This window comes from Billgrantia saliphila, assembly GCF_002930105.1.
GTDB classification, from domain to species: domain Bacteria; phylum Pseudomonadota; class Gammaproteobacteria; order Pseudomonadales; family Halomonadaceae; genus Halomonas; species Halomonas saliphila.
This window is the reverse complement of record NZ_PJRN01000003.1, coordinates 165,732-190,122: the sequence shown is the minus strand read 5'-3', so window position 1 is coordinate 190,122 and position 24,391 is coordinate 165,732. Positions and strand designations below refer to the sequence as shown.

The following is a 24,391-nucleotide window of genomic DNA, read 5'->3' as shown; positions in this document are numbered from 1 at the left end:
CACAGCAGTGTCAGCCGCTAATGTGAGGGTCTTGGCCGCGTCTGGCAAGGCGTTGCCAGGCGAGCAGGACGATCGGCACCAGCGACATTGGCACCAGCAGGGCGTTGAGCAGGGACCAGCCGAGCAGGTTCACCAGCGGCCCGGCAAGCAGCGCGGTGGCGGCCACCGTAGTGAACACCAGAAACTCGTTGGCGGCCTGGGTGCGGGCCTTCTCCTCTGGCCGGTAAGCTTCCGTGAGCAGGCCGGTCGCGGGCAAAAAAGTGAAGTTCCAGCCCAGCCCGAGCAGGATCAGGGCGACATTGAAGCCGGTCACGCCGGCCTCGACCTGTGACGCCAGGCCGCTCACTGCCAGCAGCGCACAGCCGAGCGCGATCATTCTCGGTGCACCGAAGCGAGCGGTCAGATGACCGGTAACGAACGAAGGCAGAAACATCGCCAGCACGTGCCACTGAATCGTGGTGGCGACGTGATCGAAGTGATGGCCAGCCCCCGCCATGGCCAGCGGTGTGGCGGTCATCGCCAGGTTCATCACCCCGTAGCCGATCAGCGCCGACAGCGCTGCGACCAGGAACGCCGGCTGCCGCACGATCTCGCCGAGCGGTCGCGGTTGACCCTGGCCATGGGTCGCTTCCGGTGGCGGCAGACGAATCGCCAGCAACACCATCAGCGCTACCAGGTAGAGTGCCCCCAGGCCGAGGAAGCTGCCGAGGAAGGGCGTGGTGGCGGCTTCACGGCTGATACGGGCCAGCCATGGGCCGAAGAAGGCGGCCAGCACGCCACCACCCATGACCAGCCCGATGGCCCGGTCGCGCAGGGCCTGCGGGGCGGCCTCCACGGCGGCGAAGCGATAGAGCTGGCCGAAGCCGATGCCGATGCCGATCAGCCAGGTTCCCAGCATGAAGGGCAGAAAGGCTTCGGCAACCAGCGCCTGGGCCGCCACCGCCACGCCGACGAGCCCCATCAGATTGCCCAGTACGAAGCCCCGCTTGCGCCCCAGGCGCGCCATGATCAGCGACGCGGGAATGGTGGCGCACATCAATCCCAGCCACTGGGTGGCGACCGGAGCGGTGGACCAGGCCGGGTCGGGAGCGAGGCGAGACCCGATCAGCGGCGAGACCGCGATCAGCAGGATATTGCCGCTGACCAACAGCGCCTGGCACAGGGACAGCAGCGTGACACTAAGAGGCATGGTGGGCTCCTGGGCGGACTCGTTCGACTTGGTGGGTTGTCGGCTCGCTGCACGGGCCGAAGCGCTGGTGATATAGCGTAGGGGAAATGCCGTAATGACGCTGGAACAGGCGTCGCAGCTGCTCGGCGCCGCCCAGCCGCCACTGCCGGGCCAGGCGTTCCAGCGGTGGTGGCCGGTGGTCGTCGATCAGCGCCAGGCGGGCCTGCTCCAGGCGCAGCCGGGTCAGGTAAGCGCCCGGGGTGGTGTCGAGCTGGCGTCGGAAGAGCCGCGACAGGTGGCGCGGCGTCACGCCCACCGATTCGGCCAGTTCCTCTAGACGATGGGGCGCGGCGGGGTCGGCGTGGAGTCGGTCGAGCAGTCGACGCAGCGCACCGCTGACGCGGCCATGACTGGCCAATACTTCGCTGAACTGCGACTGCCCACCGGGGCGTCGCAGGAACAACACCAACTCACGGGCGACCTGACCGGCCAGGCCACTGCCGTGATCCGCTTCGAGCAGCGACAGGGCCAGGTCGATGCCGGCGGTGACGCCGGCGCTGGTATAGCGTCCGGCCGATTCGACGTAGAGCGCATCGGGTACGACGCGAACCTCGGGGTATTCGTGGGCAAACTGGGCGCAGTGGCGCCAATGGGTCGTGGCCCGGTGGCCGTCGAGCAGCCCCGCTGCGGCGAGCAGGAAGGCACCGGTGCAGATCGAGCCCAACCGGGATACCCGCTCGGCCTGCTGACGCAGCATGGCGAGCAGTTCGGCGTGGTTGCGCTGGGCCATCACCCCTCGGCCCCCGGCGACCAATAGTGTATCCAACGGGCCGAGCGCATCCAGCGCGGACCAGGCCGTATCCGCCTGCAGCGGCAATCCGCCGTTGGTCGGCAGGCTGCCCGGCGCATCGGCGGCCAGATGGAGCCGATAGAGCGGGTGGCCGCTCAGATCGTTGGCCGAGGCGAACACCTGCCACGGCCCGCTGACATCCAACAGTTGGCAGTCGGGGTAAGCCAGAAAGACGACGGTGCGGGGCATGACGGCTCCCTCCGGGTTGAGAGGCCAGTTTCACCTCGGCGACGCATGTCCGCAATGACCAATGTCCCACCGAAACAGACATCATCGCACCGTTCCCGACACCCGGGCGGTACGCCACCTTCACCCAGCGTGGCGCTGTCGCTCAAAGGTTGGCCAGCAGCTGCGCCCAGAGCGGCGTGGCAGCGATGACGAAGCCCACGCCGGCCAGGGTATAGCCCGGCCAACGCTTCGGCATGCGCTGGGCCAGGGTCAGCCCGACGATGCAGATTATCAGCCCGACCAGATTGAAGACGAAGGCGAACATGCCCAGCATGTCCAGAGGCGCCATGACGACTCCTGTAGCGAATGCAAACGAAAAGGTGCTAAACCTTGAGCGATGATACCAGTCGCTGTCCGACCGCGAGGAAACGTATGAGCGCGATGCTGCCGCTGCAGGACGAAGTGATCGCCTTCTGGTTCGAGGAGCTCCAGCCCGTCCACTGGTTTCGCAAGGATGCCGAGCTCGATGCGCACATTCGCCAGCGCTTCGGTGCGTTGCATGCGGCGGCCGCCGCCGGCGAGCTATGGCAATGGCGCGACACGCCTCAGGGCCGGCTTGCCGAGATCCTGGTGCTTGACCAGTTTTCGCGCAACCTTTACCGCGACGACCCGCGGGCGTTCGCTCAGGATCCGATGGCGCTGGTACTGGCCCAGGAGGCCGTGGCCCTGGACATCGACCGTGAATTCGGAGTGCTTTGGCGTAGCTTTCTCTACATGCCTTACATGCACAGCGAGTCGCTCAAGGTTCACGACGAGGCATTGCGACTGTTCGATCAGCCGGGGCTGGAAGAGAACTTGCGTTTCGAGCGCCTGCACCGGGACATTCTGCTGCGTTTCGGCCGCTACCCGCACCGCAACGCCATTCTCGGCCGGGCATCCACGACCGAGGAGCTGGCTTTCCTAGAACAGCCCGGCTCGTCATTTTGAGCTACCCTTTTTTTAAAGGATGCACCGGGGCATCATTGGAGCTGCCTCGAACGATAGTATCGACCACAAGGAAAGGAGAGACGATATGGGATTCATCGCCTGGCTGATCATCGGTGGCCTGGCCGGCTGGATCGCCGGCAATATCATGCGCGGCGGCGGTTTCGGCATTCTTGGGAACATTGGTGTGGGCATTGTGGGCGCGCTGATCGGCGGCTTTATGTTCAGTCTGCTGGGACTCGAGGCCGGGGGCTTCATCGGCTCGCTGGTCACGGCGACGGTGGGCGCGGTCGTGCTGCTATGGATCATCGCCAAGGTTCGTAAGACTTAGCCGTTCAACTCTCCTGACACCACTCGGCCCGGGCTTGCCCGGGCCGAGTCGTTTGCGTCTATTGCCAGCGGGCGCGAGCGGGCCCCTAGAACGTATAGCTCACGCCCAGCACGGCAACGGGATACACCGGCCATTTTTCGGCCTCGTCCTTGAGCCGCTTTTCCTCCTGGCGGATCTCCTCGCGCAGCTGTGCCGAAATCGGATTGTCCCAGTTTTCGTATCCTTCCGATGTTCTCAGCGAAACGTCCGGATCGGTGGGGATCACGCCGACCTCGGCGAAGATCCCGAAACCGCTGCGGTGCGATTGGCGCCAGCCGAGCCCCGCGTAGGGCTGGACGCCGTCGGCGAGGGTGACCTTGCCATTCAGAGTGCCGAGGGCATCGACCGGGTATTCCTGGCCATTGAACCGGTAGGTTGCATTCCGAGGACGACCCACGATGTCGGCGTCGATATCGGGCAACATAAGGCCCGCGCTCAGAAAGAAGCCGGTCGTGAAGGGGTAGTAGTCCAGCGTCAGCTTGCCGCCCGCCAGATTCACGTCACCATCGTAATTGACGTCGTCGGTGCTGTAGTCGGTATTCCATTCGATCCCGCCGGTATAGCGGGCGGAGACACCGAAGCGTTCGTTGTAGCGCCAGGCCAGGTCCACGCCGAGTCCGGTGGTACCGGCTACCGCCCCCAGCGTCATACGGCCATCGTCGGCCTGGACCAGCGGTGTGCCCAGCAGGCATAGGGCGAGGGCAAGTCCGGTCGTCGTCTTCTGCTTCATGTCAGGGTCCCTTGATCACCATGCTCGGATGAGGCAGCTAATGCCGCCCCGCTTCGCTCCCCGAGTATCGGTCGACGCTAAATGAAGTGAAACGCGATAAATGTTTCCTTTTGTACCCATAGTTTCGGTTGATTGGCACCCCTTGAGGGCGGAACTACCTTTCAGGCGAAGCGCAAACCATCGCCTCCGCCTAACTGTCTTCGACCGGCGGGGGAGCGAGGGAGGAAACGAACCGGCCGAAAAGGAATGCGATCATGGCGAACAATCCCCACACCACGCCCAACAGCGGAAAGCCGAACGACACAAGCTTCAAGACCACCGAACACAGCAAGTCGGAAAACCTGGAGAAATACCGCAGTGACGCCGAGGGGCACGACCTGCGTACCAACCACGGCACACGGATCGCCGACAACCACAACTCGTTGAAAGCGGGTGAACGGGGCTCGACGCTGCTCGAGGACTTCATCTTCCGCGAGAAGCTCAACCACTTCGACAACGAACGTATCCCCGAGCGCATCGTGCACGCCCGCGGCGCGGCGGCTCACGGCTACTTCCAGCCCTACGACAACGCCGCCCAGTACTCCAAGGCCGGCCTGTTTCAGGATCCCGGCAAGAAAACGCCGGTCTTCGTACGGTTCTCCACGGTACAGGGCTCACGTGGCTCCAACGATACCGTGCGCGACGTACGCGGTTTCGCCACCAAGTTCTATACCGACGAGGGCAACTGGGACCTGGTGGCCAACAACATGCCGGTATTCTTCATTCAGGATGCCATCAAGTTCCCCGACTTCGTGCACGCGGTGAAGCCCGAGCCGCACAACGAGATCCCCCAAGGTCAGTCGGCCCACGACACCTTCTGGGATTTCGTCTCGCTGATGCCGGAGTCGACCCACATGGTGCTGTGGACCATGTCCGACCGCGCCTTTCCCCGGCATTATCGCAACATGGAAGGTTTCGGCGTGCACACCTTCCGCTTGATCGACAAGCAGGGCAAGTCGCGCTTCGTGAAGTTCCACTGGAAGCCGCTGGCTGGCACCTGCTCGCTGATCTGGGACGAGGCGCAGAAGCTCTGGGGACGCGATCCCGACTTCAATCGCCGCATGATGTGGGAGGACATCGAGAACGGCGACTACCTCGAATACGAATTTGGCATTCAAGTCGTCGAGGAAGAGGACGAGCACAAGTTCGACTTCGATCTGCTCGACCCGACCAAGATCATTCCCGAGGAGCAGGTGCCCGTCACTCCCATCGGCAAGATGGTGCTCAACCGCAACCCGGATAATTTCTTCGCCGAGACCGAGCAAGTCGCCTTCAATCCGGCCCACGTGATTCCGGGCATCGACTTCACCAACGATCCGTTGCTGCAGGGGCGGCTGTTCTCCTACCTGGATACTCAGATGCTGCGTCTGGGCGGGCCCAACTTCAACGAGATCCCCATCAACCAGCCGGTATGCCCGGTGCACAACAATCAGCGCGACTCGATGCACCGCCAGACCATCAACAAGGGCCAGGCGTCCTACGAGCCCAACTCGATCGACGATGGCTGGCCCACCGAGACGCCGGCGGGCCCCGAGAACGGCGGCTTCGAGAGCTATCACGAGCGTATCGACGCGCGCAAGGTCCGCGCCCGAAGCCCCTCGTTCGGCGATCACTACTCCCAGGCCACCCTGTTCTGGAACAGCCAGACCGAAGTGGAGAAGGAGCACATCATCGCCGCCTATACCTTTGAACTCTCCAAGGTGAAGCGTCCCTGGATTCGCGAGCGCATGATCAAGGAGATACTGCCCAACATCGACCTGGAACTGGCGCGCCGCGTAGGCGAGAACCACGGCCTCGAAGCGCCGACGAGCAAGCCGGCCGCCCCGGAGGAGCTGGGCACCAGTTCACAGCTGGACTCTCCGGCGCTGAGCCTCATGGCGCGCCTGCCCGGCAACATCAAGTATCGCAAGGTTGCCATTCTGGTGGCCGAGGGCGTCGACGCCGGTCAGGTCGAGGCGATCAAGAAACGGCTCGAGGCCGAAGGCGCCCAGGGCATGGTGATCGCTCCCAGCATGGCACCGGTGAAGGCGGCCGACGGCAAAAGCGTGACGCCCGACGCCATGCTCAATGGCATGCCGTCGGTGGCCATGGATGCGGTATTCGTGCCGGGTGGAAGTGCGAGCGTCGATTCGCTGGCCCGGTCGGGGCAGGGCCGCTACTACGTCCAGGAGGCCTACAAGCACCTCAAAGCCATCGCCGCGGTGGGCGAGGGCAAGGCGTTGCTGGACGCTGCGGGCGTGCCCACTGCCGAGGAGGGCATTCTGTTGGGCGCCGCAGTGGACGATGTCTTTACCCCGCTGCGCGATGCCATGGGGCAGCATCGGGTTTGGGCGCGGGATCCGAAAGCGAACGATATGCCTGCATAACTTCCTGCGCGACGATATGGCGCAAACGGAAACGCCCGCCGGCAAGAGCCAGCGGGCGTTTAGCGACGGGAAGAGATCAGGCGGTAGCCGTGGTGCCGACCAGTTCCTTGAGCGCGGCCTCGACGATGCCGAGGCCCTCCTCGAGCACCTCGTCCTCTATGGTGACCGGCATCAGGAAGCGGATGGTGTTGCCGTAGAGACCGCAGGAGAGCAGGATCAGACCCTTCTCGCGAGTCTTCTTGCACAGTGCGGCGGCAAGGTCGGCATCCGGGGTGTGGTTGGCCCTGTCGGTGACCAGGTCGATCGCCGCCATGGCGCCCAGGTTGCGGCCGTTGTCCACGCAGTCGAACTCCTGCTGCCACTGCGCGAAGCGCTTGGCCAGCTTGTCGCCGAGCGCCTGGCTCTTCTCGAGAATGTTCTCCTGCTCGAAGACCTCGAGCACGGCGAGCGTTGCCGCACACGAGACCGGGCTACCGGTGTAGGTGCCGCCCAGCGAGTTGGGGCCCGAGGCGTCCATCACCTTGTCGGTGCCCACTACGGCGGAGATCGGCATGCCGTCGGCCATGCTCTTGGCCATGGTGATAATGTCCGGTTCGACGCCGCTGTGCTCGATGGCGAACATCTTGCCGGTACGGCCGAAGCCGGACTGCACTTCGTCGACGATCATCAGCATGCCGTGCTCGTCGCAGATCTCGCGGATCGCCTTGAGGAAGCTGGTCGGGGCGGGGTAGAAGCCACCTTCGCCGAGCACCGGCTCGAGCACGATGGCTGCAGTGTCGTGCGGGTTGGCGTCGGTCTTGATGGCCATCTTCAGGCCACGCAGCGCCTCGTCCTCGCTGACCCCGTGATAGGGCACCGGGTAGGGCGCGCGGAAGACGTTGCCCGGCATGCTGCCGAAGTCGGTGGCGTAGGGCGCCACCTTGCCGTTCATGGCCATGGTCATGAAGGTGCGGCCGTGATAGCCGCCGTCGAAGCAGATCACGTTGTTCTTGCCGGTGGCGGCACGGGCGATTTTCACCGCGTTTTCCAGCGCCTCGGCGCCGGAGTTGGCCAGCATCACCTTGGCGTGGCCACGCACGGGGGTGATCTGGCTCAGCTTTTCGGCGACCTTCACGTAGCCTTCGTAGGGCATCACGGTCTGACAGGTGTGCATGACACGGTCGAGCTGGGCTTTCACCGCCTCCACCACCTTGGGATGGCGATGCCCGATATTGAGCACGCCGATGCCGCCGGCGAAGTCGATGATACGATTGCCGTCGGCATCCCACACGAGGGCGTTCTCGGCGCGATCGGCGAACTGGGTTGCTGGGCTTGCGGCACCGTTGGCCACGTAGCGCTGCTTGAGTTCGTTGAGCTGTGCGTTAGTCATCTAGCTACCTCCATGCAAGAACGTTGCGGGCGATCACAGGCCGCCGACACAGACGTATTTTAGTTCAGTGAATTCATCCAGACCGTGATGCGACCCTTCGCGACCCAGGCCGGATTCCTTGACACCGCCGAAGGGCGCTAGCTCGGTGGAGAGAATCCCTTCGTTGACTGCCACCATGCCATACTCCAGGCCCTCCATGACATGCCAGATACGCCGATAGTCGCGCGCGTAGAAATAGGCCGCCAGGCCGAACTCGGTGGCGTTGGCCATGGCGACGGCCTGTGCATCGGTGTCGAAGCGAAAGACCGGCGCCAGGGGACCGAAGGTCTCTTCACGGGCCACGCGCATCTCGTCGGTGACGTCGGCGAGCACGGTGGGCTGGAAGAAGGTGCCGCCCAGGGCATGGGGCTCACCGCCGCATACCAGGCGCGCACCCTTGCCCAGCGCGTCGGCGATATGCGAGCGCACCTTGTCGACCGCGGCCGGGTTGATCAGCGGCCCTTGCATCACGCCCTCATCGAGGCCGTTGCCTACCTTGAGCTCAGCCACGCGGGCGGCCAGCTTGGCAACGAAGGCGTCGTAGACGCCTGCCTGCACCAGCAGGCGGTTGGTGCATACGCAGGTCTGGCCCGAGTTGCGATACTTCGAGGCCACCGCGCCCTCGACGGCGGCATCCAGGTCGGCATCATCGAAGACGATGAAGGGGGCATTGCCGCCGAGTTCCATTGAAGCTTTCTTGACCGTTGCGGCGCACTGGGCCAGCAGGCGTTTGCCCACCGGGGTGGAGCCGGTGAAGGAGACCTTGCGCACGCGCGGGTCGGTGGTCAGCACCTCGCCGATCACCGCCGGCTGACTCGCCGTGATCACGTTGAGTACGCCGGCGGGGAAGCCGACGTCCTCGGCCAGCTTCGCCAGCGCCAGGGCGGTCAGCGGCGTGGCCTCGGCCGGCTTGATCACCACCGGGCAGCCGGCCGCTAGTGCCGGGGCGCACTTGCGGGTGATCATCGCCAGCGGGAAGTTCCACGGCGTGATCGCTGCCACTACGCCGATGGGCTCGCGCAGCACCAGGATGCGCTTGTCGGCACCATGGCTTGGCAGCGTCTCGCCTGCCATGCGCTTGGCTTCTTCGGCGTAGAACTCCACGAACGACGCACCATAGGCGACTTCGCCTCGGGATTCCGCCAGCGGCTTGCCCTGTTCGCGCGTCATCAGTCGGGCCAGCGGCTCCTGATGGGCCATGATGGCGTCGTACCACGCACGCAGCAGGGTGGCGCGCTGCTTGGCGGTTTGCCGGCGCCAGGCCGGCCAGGCTGCTTCGGCAGCGGCGAGAGCGTCGCGGGCGTCGTCTGCGGTAAGGTCGGGTACGTTGGCCAGGGTCTCGCCGGTGGCGGGGTCGGTCACGGCGAAGCGGCGCTCGCCGCCGCGCCACTGGCCCGCGATGTAGGCCTTGTCGATGATTTCCGCTGAGAAGGGCATGGGGGCTCCACTGTGTTGATTATCTTGTCAGCTGAGTGTGCATTATTTAAAACATTTCGCCAAGCTTCCTCACCCTGTGCCATGCGGCTTTTTTCCACCGGCCAGCCATCGGCGTACGCTACGCTTTCCGCTACACTAGGCGCCGATTTCTCGGTACGGCGAGTCCGTATCCTTCCCGTGTTTGAACGTCGAGGTGAGCCTTGGTCGATCCCCTTTACGCCTGGTGGGCTCAACAGCTGGTGTTGTGCGGCTGGGCCTTCGAGCCCGAACCCATCGCGATCGAACCCGATGCGGCCCAGGCCAGGCTGCGAGCGTTGGACGTGGCCGATCGCGGCGAGTTGGGCTGGCGCCTGGTCGAGACCTTCGGCGTCGGCCCGGCCGACCCGGCCAAGTTGTTGGCAGCGCTCGAACTGCTGGCCTTGGCGGGGGCGGCCGGCTGGCTACCCGAAGCGCGCGTGCGCAGCTGGCTGCTGCGGTTGACCGATGAGATCGTTCGTCAGCACGCGAGCCTGGAAACCTGGCTCGAAGCGCTGCGACGCGCCCGGAGCGCGGAGGGTTGGGTGCGGGGCGACGATGGCTTTCATGAAGCGTGCGAAGCCTTGGCCGCCCTAGAGCGCGACGGCGAGGGAATTACCTGGCAGACGTTGACCGAATGGATCACAACCCATCGCGAGACGGCGTCGCTATGGCCGGATGCCCCCGAGGCGCGTGCCTGGCGCCTGCGCGCGGCTTTTTCCCCGGTGCTGGTCGCGCCGGCGGGCGCGGTCGACTGGCCGGACGCACGCGAATGGCTGGGGAGCCACTGGCAGATCAACGATCGCACCGGGCTGATTCAGAGCCTGCTGTGGCTGGCCGGCCACGGGCACCGTCAGGGGTGGGATCTCGATGCCACACGGCTGTTGATGGAAGACGAGCGCGGACGACAGGAATGGCTGACAGGGCTCGCCGGTGCCGAGCGCGAGTATGGCCAGGTGCTGCTCGCCTTCGTCGAGCGCGGCGAGCCGTTGGAATGGGCCGCCTGGGACTGGCTGCGACTGGTCGACCTGGCCTGGGCCGGTATCTGTGCCGGCTGGCTCGAGGCCGTCGAAGCGCAGGCGTTTGCCAATCATGGGGCAGATCTGGTCCTGCGCCGCTATAGCGACTGGTCCGCGGTGGCGCGCGCCTACCAGCGGGGATGCAGCCTGTTCGAAGGGCGCGATCGTCTGGGCGAGATGCAGCGCGACTGGGGGCTATTGTTGCAGTCGCCGGTCAGCCCGTGGCGTACCCCGCTGCCACAGCTCTTGAGCGACGAGGAGCGTGACGCATCGCGCCGGGCGTTGGCGGACTGGCGACGTTCGCCGCGCCACTGGGTGCTGGCGCTGGCATCGGTACGCGAACCCGAATTCGGCATGCGCCAGGGTCCGGCCGCTCCCCTGGCGCCCGAGCGGCGTGCCGATGCGCTGCGCTATCTCGACGAGACCCTGGGACTGCATCCCGACGAGGGGACGGAGGCACTGGCGCGCTATTGGCTACCCGCCCAGGCGCACCATCTCAATCAGCTGGCAGCGGATGCCGTTCACGGCGCCTTGCCATCGCCGAATACGCCGTTCGGACGCCCCGAGGCTGCCGATCTCGTCAGCCTGGAGGCGCTGAAGCAGGGCTCACGCCATGCCGCCACCATTCATATGGCCGAGAAGTACGCCTTTTATCTGCAAATGGCGATGGATAGCGAAGCCTTCGATGACGCCGCCCTGCAAGCGTTGGCCGAGGCGTTGCGCGGTACCTTGTGTCGCTTCTATCCCGATTCGCGCCGCCTGCTCGAGGCCTGGGCCCAATGGGAGACGCTGCTGCCCGAGGGCGAACATCCATCATTGGTCAACGAGATCCGCTGGCATCTCGAGGACCCGGGCAGCCCGTTCCATTGGCTAGACTGGCGTAGCACCCAGTGGCAGGAGCCGGGGCCACGCCCCACGTTGTCGCGCTTCACCGCCATGGCACTGGTCGGGCCGCTCAATAATGCCGCCTGGAGCGAGCCGCACAGGGAGAGCGAGCGCGAGTCGACCGCCATACATGAGTGGATCGATGGTCACTATGGGCTGCACGGACGCGCCGAGCTGGTTGAGTTTCTTGACTTCCTGCTCGAAGCCGGCGATCGGCAGGAGTATCAGATTAACTATGCTCCCTATACATTGAATAGCCAGCGGCTGGGCTCTGAAATCGCCGTGCTGGAATCGGGTGACTGCAGCGAAGATGATCGCAACCACCTGCTGCGCCTGCAGCGCGTGCGTGACAATACCGACGGTTGCAACGAACTGGACATGACCGCCTGGGACGTGGCCCAGGCCGTGGACCTGGCCATCGCCGGACGTCAGCTCGGCTGGCTGGACGGCGCGGCGTTCAGCAGCGTGCTGGAGCGGGCCTATACCTTAGCTGCCGAGCACTACGGCAGCTGGGAAGAGTACGCGCGTGGACTATACGCCGGGTTCTCGTTCTTCATGGGCGAGACGCCCGAACGGGAGGCCTTTCTCGGTGGCTTCCGCCAAGCGCTGGTGGCCTGGCTGTCCGGAGCGCCGCCGCTGGCCGGCCCTTGGGCGAGCCTCGATTTTCCCGGCGCCAGGCCGCGGCATTGGGCACCGCTGCATATCGATACATTACCGGGTGATATAAGAACGCTACATTAGGCATCGCCATGAAACTTAGATGTAGTTTATAGTCGGCTTGTTTCGAGATCGGCTCCCGATTAACGGAGCCTTCACCATGTCACGAGTCGCCGCAAGGCCGCTCTGGCAGTGGTACGGACAGCGGTGCTGTCAGCATCACTCCCACAGCGATCCTCTCGGGAATGTCAGGTAGAGCCATTGCTCCACCCGAGTATGCGTGCGGCTCAGAGAACGAGGAACCTCGCAAGATGGTTGCCACGGGATCGCGTCGTATCGCGTTGCTGGGTTTTTTGCTCGCCTTGCTGTCCGGATGTGCCGGAACCTCGTCCTCTTCATTGGAAGCACCCGACGACTACTTCGCACGACAGCTTCCCGGCATGTCGTCGAATCCCATGATGTCGCCGGTGGATAACCCCATTTCGCGCGTCAGCAGTCTGCACAACCCGCCGCCCGAGCTGGTGCGCGAGGCATTGCTGGCACAGCACGAGCGCTGGGCGGGGACCCCTTACCGGCTGGGGGGAACCTCCCGCCGCGGCATCGACTGTTCGGCGCTGGTACAGAACGTGTTCAGTGAGACCTTTCGCCTCGAGCTGCCGCGTTCAACCGGCGAGCAGGTTCAGCAAGGCACGCCGATTGCCCGTGACGAGTTGCAGGTCGGCGACCTGGTCTTCTTCCGTCCTCCCGGACGTTACGATCACGTGGGCATCTACGTCGGCGATGGCTACTTCCTCCACGCCTCGACTTCTCAGGGCGTAATCATCTCCGAGCTCGACAACAGCTACTGGCAGCGCTACTACTGGCAGGCCCGCCGGACCCTGGAGCCGACCACCCTGGCGCTGCGCATTACCGAGCCGGACCAAGGTTGAAGCAAGGCTGACATTTCCAATCCCGTGGCTTGAGCGCAGGCACTTTATCTCCGACAGGTCTTTTACCAGCTACAAGACTTCGCGGTGGGCGACGACGTACTCGACAAACGCGCGCTCGGCGCGCGAGAGATAGGCATTCCGCGCCCAGGCCAGCGACAGGTCGAGCCAGGCCGGGGTGTCGAAGGAGACGGCGGCCAGCTCCGATTCGTCCACGACCCGGCGCAGGAAGGTAGTGATGCCGAAGCCTTGACGCACGATCGCCTTGGTCAACGGGATCAGGTTCGACTGAAAGGCCACGTTGGCGACGAAGCCGGTTCGCTGCGATAGGGTGTCGACGAATTCCCGGTGGAAGTAGCCATCCTGGAACAGCACCAGCGGCTCTCGGAAGAACTCCTCGGCGCTGACGCTGGACCGCCCGGAAAAGGGGTGTGCTCGCGGCACGCAGACCACCATCTCCTCGCGGAGCAACCGCCGCCGCTCCATGGGCTGGCTCTGCTCGTCGTCGATCACCACGCCGAGATCCAGCTCACCGTCGGCGATCATACGCTGCAGGCGGCGCGCGCCGGCTTCCACCACGGTCAGCCGGATGCCGGGGTGCTGCGCCTTGAACCCCATCAATAGCGGCGGGAAGTAATAGGAGCCGAGCATCGACGGAATACCGATGCGAACTTCCCCCTTCACCAGGCCGTGCAGCTCGCGCATGGCCAAGTGGGTGGCTTCGGCGCGCTCAATGAGTTCGTGCGCATGCGCATAGAGCGCCTCGCCTTCGGGCGTCAGGCCAATGCGCCGTTCATGCCGATGAAACAAGGTCAGTTCGAGCTGACGCTCCAGATTGGCCACGGTCTGGCTGACGGCCGACTGCGCCACGTGGAGGTTGCGGGCGGCGGCGCTGAAGCCGCCGCGGTCGGCGACGCAGAGGAAAACCCGCAGCGCACGCAGATCGAAGGGGAGGGCCATGTGTGGATATCCATAAGAAATCAAGATGGCTGTGATCGTTTTATCCTGTTTGGCTTATCATACAGCACAGGCGAACATGCAAGGCAAGTTTCCCGCTCAGGTTGCCTGAATGATCACATTGCGTACGCGAGCCTGGTGGCGCGCCACCCTGGCGCTCTGCCTCGGCTCCATCCTGGTGTTCGTCAATCTCTATGCCCCACAGCCGCTGCTGCCTGACTTGCGTCACGCCTACGGGGTTTCGACGCTGGGGGTCAGCCTGGTCATGTCGGTCGCCACCCTGTCCCTCGCAGGCGCGCTGCTGGTCTTCGGACCGCTGTCGGACGCCATCGGTCGCGGCGCTATCATGCGCGTGACGTTGCTGCTGGCGGGGCTCTGTTCGCTGGCCCTGGCCCTTGCGCCCAATTTCGAGACGCTGCTGGCAGTGCGTCTGGTTCAGGGGTTCGTTCTCGGTGGGCTGCCGGCGGTGGCGATTGCCTGGATGGGCGACGAATTCGATCGGCCGGCGCTGCTCTCGGCCGTGGGGCTTTATATCGGGGCCAACACCCTAGGCGGCATCGGAGGTCGCCTGATCGGAGGGGGCGTCGGCGAGATCGGCGGCGCCAGCGCTGGCTTCCTGGCGGTGGGGGGGCTGACCCTGGCCGGAGTGGCGCTGTTCTGGAAACTGCTGCCAGCGCCCCGACAGTTCACCCCGCGCCGCTTCGAACTGCGCGCGGCGCTGGCGGACCTGGGAGGGCATCTGCGCCATCCGCCACTGCTTGCGGCCTACCTGCTTGGCGGTGTCAATTTTCTCATTTTCATCAATCAGTACAGCTACATCACCTTTCGCCTGGCCGACGAGCCGTTCGGACTCGGCGCACGCTGGCTGGGCATGATCTTTCTGACCTACCTGGGCGGGACCCTGAGTTCGGCGCTCTCGGGGCGGCTGGCGCGCCGCCTGAGCCAGCCGGCCTGCATGCTGCTCGGCATCGCGATCCTCATGGGCGGTACCCTGATCACGTTGTCGAACTCGCTGGCCTGGATCGTCGCGGGCCTCACCGTCAATGCCGTTGGCTTCTTCCTCGCTCACTCCATGGCGTCGAGCTGGGTCAGTCGTCAGGCACAGCGGGCCCGGGGCAGCGCCTCCGCGCTCTATCTGGTGTTCTATTACATGGGAGCGAGCCTGGGCAGCGTCTGGCTGGAGCCGTTCTGGCAGCGTGGCGGCTGGCTCGGCGTGGCCATCGGCTCCTGGCTACTGCTGACGGTGACACTGGGTATTGCGCTGCGGCTATGGTGGGGCGAGTGCGCCTCGCAGCGAGGGGCGCCAGCGGCTTCAGGTAAACCGACCCATTGACTATCGGGTGCGAGCGGTAAACGCCGCCCGATCCGGCCGTGTCACGCTGGGGAAGCTCAGTGCGCCTTCCCACCTCCGGCTTCGTCGCCCCACACTTCCTCGAGACGATCCTCGCGGCCGCAGGCCGACTTGTAGAAGTTGTAGCGCACCGGATTCTTGCGATAGTAGTCCTGATGGTACTCCTCGGCGGGATAGAACGTCTCGAAGGAAGTGATCTCTGTGGCGATGTCCCGATCGAAGCGCTCGACGAGTTCGTCTCGGCTGGCCTCGGCCAGTTCACGCTCCTCATCGCTGGCGGTGTAGATCACGCTACGATAACTCTCGCCCTCGTCGCAGAACTGACGATTCTCGGCGAAGGGGTCGACATTGCGCCAGAACACGTGCAGCAGTTCCGCGTAGTCGACCTGTCGGGGGTCGTATTCCACCTCGACGACCTCGACATGGCCGGTACCGCCGGCGACGACTTGTTCGTAGCTGGGATTCTCGACATGGCCGCCGCTGTACCCCGAGGTGGTCGAGACGACACCCTCCACCTCGTCGAACGCCTCCTCGACGCACCAGAAGCAGCCGCCGCCGAAAACCGCAGTGGCCGTACCCTCAGCCTCCTCCTCGGCACTGGCCGCGCCGACCGACAGGGCTATCGATATCAAACTGACGAGCGAAGCGTTGCGTAACAGGGCCATGGGGCTCTCCTCGTGACAGGCTTCAGGTTTGAGGCTATTACGAGACCCAGGTTCCGTATAACCTCTGTTTAATATCTTCGGAACGCCTTCAACTCGGAGTCGCCCCTTGTCTCGCCACCGCCTGTGGATCGTTGCGCTTATCGTTGTCCTGGTCGTCGCTTTTTTCCTGAGCGGCGTCGACGAGCTGCTGACCCTGACCAACCTACAAGCGGAGCAGGCGCGTTTCCAGGCCTGGCTGGTGCGTGATCCGGTCACGGTCATCGGTGGATTCTTCGCCATTTATGTGCTCATGGCGGCGCTGTCCCTGCCCGGGGCCACACTGTTGACGGTACTGGGTGGGGCGCTGTTCGGCCTCGGCTGGGGGCTTTTGATCATCTCCTTCGCCAGTTCCCTGGGGGCGACCCTGGCCGCGCTGATCGCTCGCACCCTGCTGCGCGGTCCGCTCGAGAGGCGCTTTGCTCCCCAGCTCGAACGCATCAACGCCGGCATCCGACGGGAGGGGGCCTTCTACCTCTTTACGCTGCGACTGATCCCGCTGTTTCCCTTCTTCGTCATCAACCTGGTGATGGGGCTGACGCGCATGCGCCTGTGGACATTCTACTGGATCAGCCAACTGGGCATGCTGCCGGGCACGGCGGTATACGTGAACGCGGGGCGCGAACTGGGTGAACTTCAGTCGCTGTCCGGCATCCTTTCGCCGGGTCTGGTCGGCTCTTTCGTGCTGATCGGTCTGTTCCCGTGGATGGCGCGCGCCCTGGTGGCCGTCGTTCGGCGACGTCGCCTGGCTCGGCGCTTTCACCGGCCGTCACGCTTCGATTATGACATCGTGGTGATCGGCGCCGGCTCCGCCGGGCTGGTGGCGAGTTATATCGCCGCGGCAGTGAAGGCGAGGGTGGGGCTGGTCGAGCGCGACCGCCTGGGAGGGGATTGCCTCAATACCGGCTGCGTGCCGTCAAAAGCGCTGATTCGCGCGGCAAGGGTGGCGGAGGAGGTTCGCGGGGCCCGTCGCTACGGTATTCATGCGGGTGAGCCGCGCATCGCGTTCGGCGAAGTCATGGCTCACGTGCGACGCGCCGTAGGCGAGGTGGAGCCCCACGACAGTCGCGAACGCTACGAAGAGCTGGGGGTCGAGGTCGTGCCGGGCGAGGCGAGGCTCGACGATCCCTGGCGCATACGCGTAGGCGGCGCCGAGGGCGAACGCGTGTTGACCACGCGCCACGTGATCATTGCCAGCGGCGCCCGGCCACGCATGCCCGACTTGCCGGGGCTCGAACGGATCGAGGCGCTGACATCGGACAACCTATGGCAGCTCGACGCGCTGCCCGGGCGCCTCGTGGTGCTCGGTGGCGGCCCCATCGGCTGCGAGATCGGGCAGAGCTTTGCGCGTCTGGGCAGTCGTGTCAGCCTGGTGCAGAAGGGCCCCCAGCTGTTGCCGCGCGAGGATTCGGATGCGGCCGAAGCCCTGCGCGAGCGATTCGAGCGAGAGGGTATCGACCTTTGGCTCGAGACTCGCGCCGTGCGCGTGGAGCCGGGGGCCGACGAGGATGGCGCCGATGTCCTGGTGGTGGAGCGACGCCGGGCGGGCGGCGAACTCGAAACCCAGCGACTGGCTTTCGACCGTTTGCTGGTGGCGGTGGGGCGGCAGGCCAACGTCGAGGGCCTGGGACTGGAGGCGCTGGGCGTGGAAACGCGCGAGGACGGCACCTTGGCGGTGAACGAACAGCTGCAGAGCGTATTGCCCAACGTCTGGGCCTGCGGCGACGTGGCGGGGCCGTTCCAGTTGACCCATGCCAGCGCCCACCAGGCCTGGCATGCCACGATCAACGCACTGTTCGGTGAGCTCAAGCGCTTCCGGGTCAGCTATCGGGCGCTGCCGTCAGTCACCTATACCGAGCCGGAAGTGGCGCGGGTGGGGCTAAGCGAGTGCGAAGCCCGTGCCCAGGGCATCGACTTCGAGGTGACCCGCTATGCATTGTCCGACCTGGATCGGGCCATTGCCGAGGGTCGTACCGAAGGCTTCGTCAAGGTGCTGACCGTGCCCGGCAGGGATCGTATTCTCGGCGCCAGCATCGTCGGGCAGGGTGCTGGCGAAATGCTCGCCGAGTTCACTCTGGCGATGACGCGAGGCATCGGTCTCAACAAGCTGCTGGGCACGGTACACCCCTATCCGACCTGGTCGGAGGCGACCAAGGCAACGGCCGGGCGCTGGAAAAATGCCCATAAGCCCGAACGCCTGCTGGGCTGGATGGCACGCTATTTCCGTTGGCGCAGGGAGGGTCGTCGGAATGCTTGACCGCTGGACCATGCCGATGACCCAGCCGCCCCTCCGGTGGCTGGCGAGGCGACTCGACGCCTGGGGAGTGCAACCCGACCAGGTAACCGTGGTGGCTTTCGCCGTCGGTATGCTGTCTCTACCGTTGCTGGCGCTGGAGTGGTACCTCACCGCGCTGGTCGCGATCTTGCTCAATCGCCTTGGCGATGGCGTGGATGGCGCCGTGGCTCGCCACAGTGGCCGAGCCAGTGACGCGGGAGGCTTCCTCGATATCGGCCTGGACTTCGTCTTCTACGCCGCGGTGGTCCTGGGCTTCGCTCTGGCCGAGCCCGAGACCCATGCGCTGCCGGCGGCCCTATTGCTGTTCGCCTTCATCGGCACCGGCACTTCGTTCCTGGCGTTCGCCATCATGGCGACACGACACGGCCTGGAGCGGCCGCATTTCCAGAAGAAGGCCTTCTATTACCTGCATGGGCTCACCGAAGGCACCGAAACCATCCTGGCCTTTGTGGTCTTCTGCCTTTTCCCGGCCCACTTTCCGCTGCTCGCCACGCTCTTCGCCGTGGCCTGCCTGATCACTACGACCATGCGACTATGGGGTGGCTATCGCACCCTGCGCCAACTGGAGCGATAGAACGCCAGGAAACGAAAAGGGCAGCCTCTTCGGCTGCCCTCGGTGTCGTGTCGAACGGGGATGTTCAGTGCTCGACGCCACCTTCGCCGTGCACATGGCCGTGCTCGAGCTCTTCCTGGCTGGCTTCGCGCACATCGGCGATCTCGACGTCGAAGTTGAGCTTCTGGCCGGCCAGCGGATGATTGCCGTCCACCGTCACGGTGTCGCCTTCCACCTTGGTCACGGTGACCATCAGCGGGCCGCCCTGGGTCTGGGCCTGGAACTGCATGCCCGGCTCCACGGCTTCGACGCCCTGGAAGGCATCGCGCGGCACTTCCTGCACCAGCTGCGGCTGCACTTCACCGTACCCCTCTTCGGGAGAGACGGATACGTTGAGCTTTTCGCCGACTTCGTGGCCTTCAAGCTGCTTCTCCAGCCCAGGAATGATATTGCCGGCGCCGTGAAGATAGGTCAGCGGCTGACGGCCTTCCGAACTGTCCAGCACCTCACCTGCGTCGTTGGTCAGGGTGTAATGGAACTTGACGACGGAATTCTGCGCAATCTGCATGAAGGAACCTTTCGGTGAGTGCATGTAGAAACCATGGTAACGCGCGATGCCGGGACTGTCAGGGGTTGGGAGAAATTTTCAGGCAGGCCAGGCAGCACCTGAATGTCATTCACGCCTTTTCGCGCGGTTGCGCCCTTGGAGCCCCGCGACTACCCTAGCTGAATTCACTTTACATCCCTTATCGAGCCAACCCTTTGCTTGGAGTGTGCCCATGACCGTAACTGTGCTCTGGCTGATCGCCTTCGCTCTGATTTTCTACTTCAGCTACATCAAGTGGGAATCGTCCGTCAGCCCGGGGCTTAACAAGATCATGCCCCGGGTCCTCAAGAGCGGTCACGACAATCGCTGGGTATGGAGCCTGGCGCTCGCGGTGATCGGTGCCACCACGCTGGTACGCCCCATCGACATGTTGCTGACGGCCATCGTCGTGGCGGTCCTGCTGCTGGTCGTCAAGAAGCTGGCGGACTGGGCGCTGGGCAGGGCCAATTTCCACTGAGGGTGATCTTGCCGGTGACGGAATGAAGAAGGCCCGCGGCAGTGCCGCGGGCCTTTCCGTATCGATAGAACTGAAGCGATGGGGCTCTCGCAGGGGGCCGCTCAGTAGGGCGCAACGCTAACGTTGGCACCGCTGCCGATGAGGCGCACGCGCTGGCCTACCTGGAAGTCGCGATCGGCTTTCTGTACCACCACGACGTTCTGGCCGTCATCGCGACGGATTTCCATCTCCCAAGCGCGTACCCGGTTGGCCGACTCTTCGGCCGAGCTGCCCGCCACGGCACCACCGATGGCCCCGGCCGCGGTTGCCAGGCGCCGACCGGAACCGCCGCCTACCTGGCTGCCGAGCAGGCCGCCGATCACGGCGCCGCCGCCGGTGCCGATCAGCCCGCCCAGGCGGCTGTCGGCCTGGATCTGAACTGGGCGCAGTGCGGTGATGGTGCCAAAGGTTACGGTCTGGGAGGTCTGGGCCTGGCTGCCTCGGTAGACTTCGCCACCCATGGTGGATGTGTTGGCGCAGCCGGCCAGGGTCAACATACCTAGGGCCACTACGGGGAGAAGACGCTTCATGAACACCTCCATGGTCGAGTCGAAGCCGCGTTTGCGGCTCATCCTGTCGTGTTAGGAAAACGCTGTTTGCAAAGCAGCTTAATCAGTCGTGAATCGTTTGACCAGCACGGGGCGGCTTCGTTGCCACGCGAAGGGAAGAAGAGGCGTCAAAAAATGAGGAAATTTCTTGAGCTGACAGTGAGGTACCGGACAGCGGCCGTGACGTAAAAGACACAAAAAAGGGAGGCGCAAGGCCTCCCAAGGGTTCCAGTCGTTTACCGCTTCGCCATGTCAGCCGAACTGATTCATGGTGTTGTCCTTGCCGCCGGCCTTGAGCGCCGCTTCGCCGTGGAAGAACTCCTTGTGATCGTCGCCGATGTTGGAGCCGGCCATGTCCTGGTGCTTGACGGTGGCGATGCCTTCGCGGATCTCGCGGCGCTGCACGCCCGCCACGTAGGCCAGCATGCCCTCGTCGCCAAAGTAGCCCTTGGCCAGGTTGTCGGTGGACAGGGCCGCGGTATGGTAGGTCGGTAGCGTGATCAGGTGGTGGAAGATCCCGGCCTCGCGGGCAGCGTCGCGCTGGAAGTTGCGCGTCCACTCGTCGGCCAGCTTGCCAAGCTCGGTGTCGTCGTACTCGGCGCTCATCAGGTTGGCGCGGTCATAGGCGGAGACGTCCTTGCCTTCCTTCTCCCAGGCATCGAATACCTGCTGGCGGAAGTTCAGGGTCCAGTTGAAGGACGGCGAGTTGTTGTAGACCAGCTTGGCGTCCGGCACCACTTCGCGGATGCGATTGACCATGCTGGCGATCTGGCCGACGTGGGGCTTCTCGGTCTCGATCCACAGCAGGTCGGCGCCGTTCTGCAAGCTGGTAATGCAGTCGAGCACCACGCGATCCTCACCGGTGCCCGGCTTGAACTGGTAGAGGCCGGAAGCCAGGCGCTTGACCTTGACCAGCTTGCCGTTCTGCTTGATGACCACGTCGCCGTTGTCGATGTCGGAAGCCGAAGTGATCTCTTCGCCGTCGAGGAAGCTGTTGTACTGGTCGCCCAGATCACCCGGCTCCTTGGTCACGGCGATCTTCTGGGTCAGACCGGCGCCCAGGGAGTCTGTGCGAGCAACGATTACGCCATCTTCCACGCCGAGCTCGAGGAAGGCATAGCGTACGGCATTGATCTTGGCCAGGAAGTCTTCATGCGGCACGGTGACCTTGCCGTCCTGGTGACCGCACTGCTTCTCGTCGGAGACTTGGTTCTCGAGCTGGATGCAGCAGGCACCGGCTTCGATCATCTGCTTGGCCAGCAGGTAGGTGGCCTCAGCGTTGCCGAACCCGGCGTCGATATCGGCAATGATCGGTACCACGTGGGTCTCGTGATTGTCGATCTTGGCGATCAGCTCATCGGCCTTGGCCTTGTCGCCGGCCTTCTGGGCCGCTTCCAGGTCGCGAAACAGGTGGTTGAGTTCCCAGGCATCGGCCTGGCGCAGGAAGGTGTAGAGTTCCCCGATCAGGCTCGATACGGAGGTCTTCTCGTGCATGGACTGATCGGGCAGCGGGCCGAACTCGGAACGCAGCGCCGCGACCATCCAGCCGGAGAGGTAGAGGTAGCGGCGCTTGGTGGTGCCGAAGTGCTTCTTGATCGAAATCAGCTTCTGCTGGCCGATGAAACCGTGCCAGCAACCCAGCGACTGTGTGTATTGGGAACTGTCGGCGTCATAGGCGGCCATGTCCTCGCGCATGATCTTTGCCGTATAGCGGGCAATGTCCAGGCCGGTCCTGAAACGGTTCTGGGCGCGCATGCGGGCGGCATTCTCGGGGCTGATGCTCGCCCACTTGCCCTGCTGGGCTTCACGCAGTTGAGCCAGTGCCTTGATGTCGTCTTTGTATGACATGGTGCCATCCTTCCGATCAGAGGTTGGGACGTCGGCTTTGATTGCCTGCGGCGGCGCTCGCTGCCTTGTCGATCGCTCGCTGGTAGCATTCAGCCGGTCGAGCCGGAGTCATGCTGCAACTGCGAAGTAATGTCAGGTTCAACCAGAACGAATCGCTTGTCTCTACGGCGTTGGTCGAATCCGGTGCGATGTTCGAACGGCTCATGTGCTCAATTTTTTCGAGCATTATCGAACGGCCGTTTTAACGTCGTCTTGGGTTCACTATGCCCATGAAGACTGGCCTTCACAATCATCACTTGGGGGGAAGAAGGGTTGTAGTTCGACTACAAGATGGAGGTTCGGGCCTCCATTCCTGTAGTCGAATTTCGTGATCAGAAGGTGGCGGAGAGGTTCAGGCGCTCAAGGAAAGGCGCATATTGCGGTGCGGAATGCCGGCGTCCATGAAGGTGTCGCCAACGGCGGTGAAGCCGAGATTCTCGTAGAAGGCGAGAGCGTGGGTTTGGGCGGCGAGTTCGACCTGAGCATGGCCGAGCCGGCGTGCCGACTCGATGGCGGCCTGCATCAGCGCCGCGCCAATGCCCACGCCGCGTGCTTCCTCGAGCACGGCGACACGGCCGATATGTCCGTCGGGTAGCAGCCTGGCGGTTCCCAGCGCTTTTTCTCGGTGCCAGGCCAGGAAATGGCGGCATTCATCGTCGCGACCGTCCCACTCCTCTTCCAGCGGGACTTGCTGCTCCTCGATGAATACTATCCGGCGGATCTCGCTGGCCTCGGCGCCGAGCTCGGCCCAACTGCCTTCGCGTATTTCGATGGAACCGGTCATGCGCTACTCCTCTTCGTCATCGGGCCAGGTCAGGCTGCCGGCATCGAGCAGCGCGGCCAATAGCTCGGCGGCGCCGGGGAATTCCAGGAGCTCGACATCCAGCGGCGTATCGGCAGCGACGGCACGAGCCAGCGGTGACGGACACTCGATGCCGTCGCCATCGACGAACAGGGTGGCGTTCTCGTCGTCCAGCGCGCGCCAGGCGAAACGCGAACCGGGGCTCCTCAGCAGTTCTTCACCCTCGTGTAGTAGAGCGACAAGCTCATCGACGTCGGTAGGGGTCTCGCTGGGTACGAGCTGGTCGACATATTTGGGCTGGGTCATCACGCGACCGAACCACTGGGCGAGCTGGGCCGGTTCGTCGAGGGTTTCGAGGATAAAACGGCGCATGCGCTCGAGTGCGGCGTCGTCCAGCTCCGTGGGGTCGGCCGGCGGGGTCATGCCGGCATCGGCGTAGCGCAGCGACGGGGGCAACTGCTCGCCTAGGTAGTCGGCGAAGGAAGTGATCGCTTCGTCCGCAGAGGGGGCGCGGAAGCCGACCGAGTAGGTCATGCAGTCTTCGGACTGACTGACACCATGATGCGCCCAGCCCGGCGGCAGGTAGAGCATGTCGCCGGGCTGCAGCACCCAGTCGTCGCCCGGCTCGATCTCGAAGCGCTCGAGGATGCGCAGATCGATGCCGGCAAGGATAGGAGCATCGTCGGTCACCTTTCCGCCGAGCTGCCAACGACGCTGGCCGCTGCCCTGTAGCAGGAAGACGTCATACTGATCGACATGGGGGCCGACGCTGCCGCCGGGCGGAGCGTAGCTGACCATGATGTCGTCAAGGCGCCATCGCGGCAGAAAATCGAACCGGTCGAGCAGTTCGGCCACTTCCGGCACGTAGTGGTCCACGGCCTGCACCAATAGCGTCCAGTCGCGCTCGGGCAGTTCACCGAACACGGCCTCGTCGAAGGGCCCGTGACTGACCTGCCAGGGGCCATCGGGGCCGTCTTCCTCCACCAGCCTGGCCTCGACGCCCTCCTCGCAGGCGAGTCCCGCCAGTTCGTCGGGCTCGAGCGGGCTCTCGAAGTCGGGCAGCGCGCCGCGGATCAGCAAGGGCTTCCGCTGCCAATAGTCGCGCAGGAACTCGGCGGCGCTTAGGCCGCCGAGCAGGGGCAGGGGCGTGTCGCTCGCCATGGTGTTCTCC

22 protein-coding genes are annotated in these 24,391 nt (G+C 64.4%); 9 read left to right on the top strand and 13 right to left on the bottom strand.

Annotated elements, in window-relative coordinates:
• Positions 1-10: 10 nt before the first annotated feature.
• The 3 genes from CYJ07_RS04580 to CYJ07_RS04570 all read right to left on the bottom strand — a co-directional run bounded on the left by CYJ07_RS04580 (position 11) and on the right by CYJ07_RS04570 (position 2,535).
• Entirely contained in the window at positions 11-1,189 is a 1,179-nt protein-coding gene (locus tag CYJ07_RS04580) for an MFS transporter (protein ID WP_104202500.1), read from the bottom strand.
• The gene (locus CYJ07_RS04575; RefSeq protein ID WP_104202499.1) at positions 1,179-2,207 is read right to left on the bottom strand and encodes a GlxA family transcriptional regulator; all 1,029 of its coding nucleotides are present in this window, start codon (positions 2,205-2,207) and stop codon (positions 1,179-1,181) included. Before CYJ07_RS04575 ends, CYJ07_RS04580 begins: the two co-directional genes overlap by 11 nt.
• Positions 2,208-2,349: 142 nt before the next feature.
• Positions 2,350-2,535: a hypothetical protein gene (locus CYJ07_RS04570; protein ID WP_104202498.1), complete on the bottom strand. Its 186-nt coding sequence runs from the start codon at positions 2,533-2,535 to the stop codon at positions 2,350-2,352.
• A gap of 83 nt (positions 2,536-2,618) precedes the next feature.
• Here CYJ07_RS04570 and CYJ07_RS04565 point away from each other — a divergent pair, with 83 nt between their 5' ends.
• Together CYJ07_RS04565 and CYJ07_RS04560 are read left to right on the top strand one after the other, a co-directional pair.
• The gene (locus tag CYJ07_RS04565) at positions 2,619-3,173 is read left to right on the top strand and encodes a DUF924 family protein (RefSeq protein WP_104202497.1); all 555 of its coding nucleotides are present in this window, start codon (positions 2,619-2,621) and stop codon (positions 3,171-3,173) included.
• An 85-nt stretch (positions 3,174-3,258) separates the two neighbouring features.
• The gene (locus CYJ07_RS04560) at positions 3,259-3,501 is read left to right on the top strand and encodes a GlsB/YeaQ/YmgE family stress response membrane protein (protein WP_104202496.1); all 243 of its coding nucleotides are present in this window, start codon (positions 3,259-3,261) and stop codon (positions 3,499-3,501) included.
• 85 nt (positions 3,502-3,586) lie between these two features.
• On the opposite strand, the gene CYJ07_RS04555 is transcribed toward CYJ07_RS04560, so the two are convergent.
• Positions 3,587-4,270: a hypothetical protein gene (locus CYJ07_RS04555; protein WP_104202495.1), complete on the bottom strand. Its 684-nt coding sequence runs from the start codon at positions 4,268-4,270 to the stop codon at positions 3,587-3,589.
• Positions 4,271-4,524: 254 nt separating this feature from the next.
• Here CYJ07_RS04555 and katE point away from each other — a divergent pair, with 254 nt between their 5' ends.
• On the top strand, positions 4,525-6,675 hold the full coding sequence (gene katE, locus CYJ07_RS04550; RefSeq protein ID WP_104202494.1) for a catalase HPII: 2,151 nt from the start codon (positions 4,525-4,527) through the stop codon (positions 6,673-6,675).
• Between the two features lie 76 nt (positions 6,676-6,751).
• Here the strand turns inward: katE and gabT are convergent, their stop codons facing one another.
• Positions 6,752-8,044 carry a 4-aminobutyrate--2-oxoglutarate transaminase gene (gene gabT / locus CYJ07_RS04545; RefSeq protein ID WP_104202493.1) on the bottom strand — a complete coding sequence of 431 codons (1,293 nt, stop codon included), beginning with the start codon at positions 8,042-8,044 and terminating at the stop codon, positions 6,752-6,754.
• A 33-nt stretch (positions 8,045-8,077) separates the two neighbouring features.
• On the bottom strand, positions 8,078-9,520 hold the full coding sequence (locus tag CYJ07_RS04540; RefSeq protein WP_104202492.1) for an NAD-dependent succinate-semialdehyde dehydrogenase: 1,443 nt from the start codon (positions 9,518-9,520) through the stop codon (positions 8,078-8,080).
• A 200-nt stretch (positions 9,521-9,720) separates the two neighbouring features.
• Between CYJ07_RS04540 and CYJ07_RS04535 the strand changes: the two genes are divergently transcribed.
• Complete coding sequence (locus CYJ07_RS04535; RefSeq protein ID WP_104202491.1) at positions 9,721-12,180, top strand: DUF1266 domain-containing protein; 2,460 nt, start codon at positions 9,721-9,723, stop codon at positions 12,178-12,180.
• A 314-nt stretch (positions 12,181-12,494) separates the two neighbouring features.
• Positions 12,495-13,025: a C40 family peptidase gene (locus CYJ07_RS04530; RefSeq protein ID WP_104202640.1), complete on the top strand. Its 531-nt coding sequence runs from the start codon at positions 12,495-12,497 to the stop codon at positions 13,023-13,025.
• A gap of 69 nt (positions 13,026-13,094) precedes the next feature.
• Here CYJ07_RS04530 and CYJ07_RS04525 read toward each other — a convergent pair whose 3' ends face one another.
• Complete coding sequence (locus CYJ07_RS04525; RefSeq protein WP_104202490.1) at positions 13,095-13,982, bottom strand: LysR family transcriptional regulator; 888 nt, start codon at positions 13,980-13,982, stop codon at positions 13,095-13,097.
• A gap of 109 nt (positions 13,983-14,091) precedes the next feature.
• On the opposite strand from CYJ07_RS04525, the gene CYJ07_RS04520 reads away from it, so the two are divergent.
• Positions 14,092-15,312, top strand: coding sequence for an MFS transporter (locus CYJ07_RS04520; RefSeq protein WP_104202489.1), 1,221 nt, complete (start codon positions 14,092-14,094; stop codon positions 15,310-15,312).
• 56 nt (positions 15,313-15,368) lie between these two features.
• Here CYJ07_RS04520 and msrA read toward each other — a convergent pair whose 3' ends face one another.
• Complete coding sequence (gene msrA, locus CYJ07_RS04515) at positions 15,369-15,995, bottom strand: peptide-methionine (S)-S-oxide reductase MsrA (protein ID WP_104202488.1); 627 nt, start codon at positions 15,993-15,995, stop codon at positions 15,369-15,371.
• Positions 15,996-16,101: 106 nt separating this feature from the next.
• Between msrA and CYJ07_RS04510 the strand changes: the two genes are divergently transcribed.
• Together CYJ07_RS04510 and CYJ07_RS04505 are read left to right on the top strand one after the other, a co-directional pair.
• Positions 16,102-18,288, top strand: a complete 2,187-nt coding sequence (locus tag CYJ07_RS04510; RefSeq protein WP_104202487.1) for an FAD-dependent oxidoreductase — start codon at positions 16,102-16,104, stop codon at positions 18,286-18,288.
• Entirely contained in the window at positions 18,281-18,901 is a 621-nt protein-coding gene (locus CYJ07_RS04505) for a CDP-alcohol phosphatidyltransferase family protein (RefSeq protein ID WP_104202486.1), read from the top strand. The genes CYJ07_RS04510 and CYJ07_RS04505 overlap by 8 nt, the downstream gene beginning before the upstream one ends.
• 64 nt (positions 18,902-18,965) lie before the next feature.
• Here the strand turns inward: CYJ07_RS04505 and CYJ07_RS04500 are convergent, their stop codons facing one another.
• A complete protein-coding gene (locus tag CYJ07_RS04500; protein ID WP_104202485.1) occupies positions 18,966-19,448 on the bottom strand; it encodes an FKBP-type peptidyl-prolyl cis-trans isomerase in 483 nt (160 codons plus the stop codon).
• A 211-nt stretch (positions 19,449-19,659) separates the two neighbouring features.
• Between CYJ07_RS04500 and CYJ07_RS04495 the strand changes: the two genes are divergently transcribed.
• The gene (locus CYJ07_RS04495) at positions 19,660-19,944 is read left to right on the top strand and encodes a hypothetical protein (protein ID WP_104202484.1); all 285 of its coding nucleotides are present in this window, start codon (positions 19,660-19,662) and stop codon (positions 19,942-19,944) included.
• Positions 19,945-20,045: 101 nt separating this feature from the next.
• Here CYJ07_RS04495 and CYJ07_RS04490 read toward each other — a convergent pair whose 3' ends face one another.
• The 4 genes from CYJ07_RS04490 to CYJ07_RS04475 all read right to left on the bottom strand — a co-directional run bounded on the left by CYJ07_RS04490 (position 20,046) and on the right by CYJ07_RS04475 (position 24,381).
• Positions 20,046-20,513 (bottom strand): outer membrane lipoprotein, encoded by a 468-nt coding sequence (locus tag CYJ07_RS04490; protein ID WP_104202639.1) that lies wholly within the window; start codon positions 20,511-20,513, stop codon positions 20,046-20,048.
• Between the two features lie 270 nt (positions 20,514-20,783).
• Positions 20,784-22,379: an isocitrate lyase gene (locus CYJ07_RS04485; RefSeq protein ID WP_104202483.1), complete on the bottom strand. Its 1,596-nt coding sequence runs from the start codon at positions 22,377-22,379 to the stop codon at positions 20,784-20,786.
• A 391-nt stretch (positions 22,380-22,770) separates the two neighbouring features.
• The gene (locus CYJ07_RS04480) at positions 22,771-23,202 is read right to left on the bottom strand and encodes a GNAT family N-acetyltransferase (RefSeq protein ID WP_104202482.1); all 432 of its coding nucleotides are present in this window, start codon (positions 23,200-23,202) and stop codon (positions 22,771-22,773) included.
• Positions 23,203-23,205: 3 nt separating this feature from the next.
• Complete coding sequence (locus tag CYJ07_RS04475) at positions 23,206-24,381, bottom strand: cupin domain-containing protein (RefSeq protein ID WP_104202481.1); 1,176 nt, start codon at positions 24,379-24,381, stop codon at positions 23,206-23,208.
• Positions 24,382-24,391 lie beyond the last annotated feature (10 nt).

What these genes read in the sequence shown, in the direction of transcription:
- CYJ07_RS04580 (WP_104202500.1), bottom strand. Translation starts at nt 1,189, where the DNA reads ATGCCTCTTAGTGTCACGCTGCTGTCCCTGTGCCAGGCGCTGTTGGTC.
- CYJ07_RS04575 (WP_104202499.1), bottom strand. Translation starts at nt 2,207, where the DNA reads ATGCCCCGCACCGTCGTCTTTCTGGCTTACCCCGACTGCCAACTGTTG.
- CYJ07_RS04570 (WP_104202498.1), bottom strand. Translation starts at nt 2,535, where the DNA reads ATGGCGCCTCTGGACATGCTGGGCATGTTCGCCTTCGTCTTCAATCTG.
- CYJ07_RS04565 (WP_104202497.1), top strand. Translation starts at nt 2,619, where the DNA reads ATGAGCGCGATGCTGCCGCTGCAGGACGAAGTGATCGCCTTCTGGTTC.
- CYJ07_RS04560 (WP_104202496.1), top strand. Translation starts at nt 3,259, where the DNA reads ATGGGATTCATCGCCTGGCTGATCATCGGTGGCCTGGCCGGCTGGATC.
- CYJ07_RS04555 (WP_104202495.1), bottom strand. Translation starts at nt 4,270, where the DNA reads ATGAAGCAGAAGACGACGACCGGACTTGCCCTCGCCCTATGCCTGCTG.
- katE (WP_104202494.1), top strand. Translation starts at nt 4,525, where the DNA reads ATGGCGAACAATCCCCACACCACGCCCAACAGCGGAAAGCCGAACGAC.
- gabT (WP_104202493.1), bottom strand. Translation starts at nt 8,044, where the DNA reads ATGACTAACGCACAGCTCAACGAACTCAAGCAGCGCTACGTGGCCAAC.
- CYJ07_RS04540 (WP_104202492.1), bottom strand. Translation starts at nt 9,520, where the DNA reads ATGCCCTTCTCAGCGGAAATCATCGACAAGGCCTACATCGCGGGCCAG.
- CYJ07_RS04525 (WP_104202490.1), bottom strand. Translation starts at nt 13,982, where the DNA reads ATGGCCCTCCCCTTCGATCTGCGTGCGCTGCGGGTTTTCCTCTGCGTC.
- CYJ07_RS04520 (WP_104202489.1), top strand. Translation starts at nt 14,092, where the DNA reads ATGATCACATTGCGTACGCGAGCCTGGTGGCGCGCCACCCTGGCGCTC.
- msrA (WP_104202488.1), bottom strand. Translation starts at nt 15,995, where the DNA reads ATGGCCCTGTTACGCAACGCTTCGCTCGTCAGTTTGATATCGATAGCC.
- CYJ07_RS04505 (WP_104202486.1), top strand. Translation starts at nt 18,281, where the DNA reads ATGCTTGACCGCTGGACCATGCCGATGACCCAGCCGCCCCTCCGGTGG.
- CYJ07_RS04500 (WP_104202485.1), bottom strand. Translation starts at nt 19,448, where the DNA reads ATGCAGATTGCGCAGAATTCCGTCGTCAAGTTCCATTACACCCTGACC.
- CYJ07_RS04495 (WP_104202484.1), top strand. Translation starts at nt 19,660, where the DNA reads ATGACCGTAACTGTGCTCTGGCTGATCGCCTTCGCTCTGATTTTCTAC.
- CYJ07_RS04490 (WP_104202639.1), bottom strand. Translation starts at nt 20,513, where the DNA reads ATGAAGCGTCTTCTCCCCGTAGTGGCCCTAGGTATGTTGACCCTGGCC.
- CYJ07_RS04485 (WP_104202483.1), bottom strand. Translation starts at nt 22,379, where the DNA reads ATGTCATACAAAGACGACATCAAGGCACTGGCTCAACTGCGTGAAGCC.
- CYJ07_RS04480 (WP_104202482.1), bottom strand. Translation starts at nt 23,202, where the DNA reads ATGACCGGTTCCATCGAAATACGCGAAGGCAGTTGGGCCGAGCTCGGC.
- CYJ07_RS04475 (WP_104202481.1), bottom strand. Translation starts at nt 24,381, where the DNA reads ATGGCGAGCGACACGCCCCTGCCCCTGCTCGGCGGCCTAAGCGCCGCC.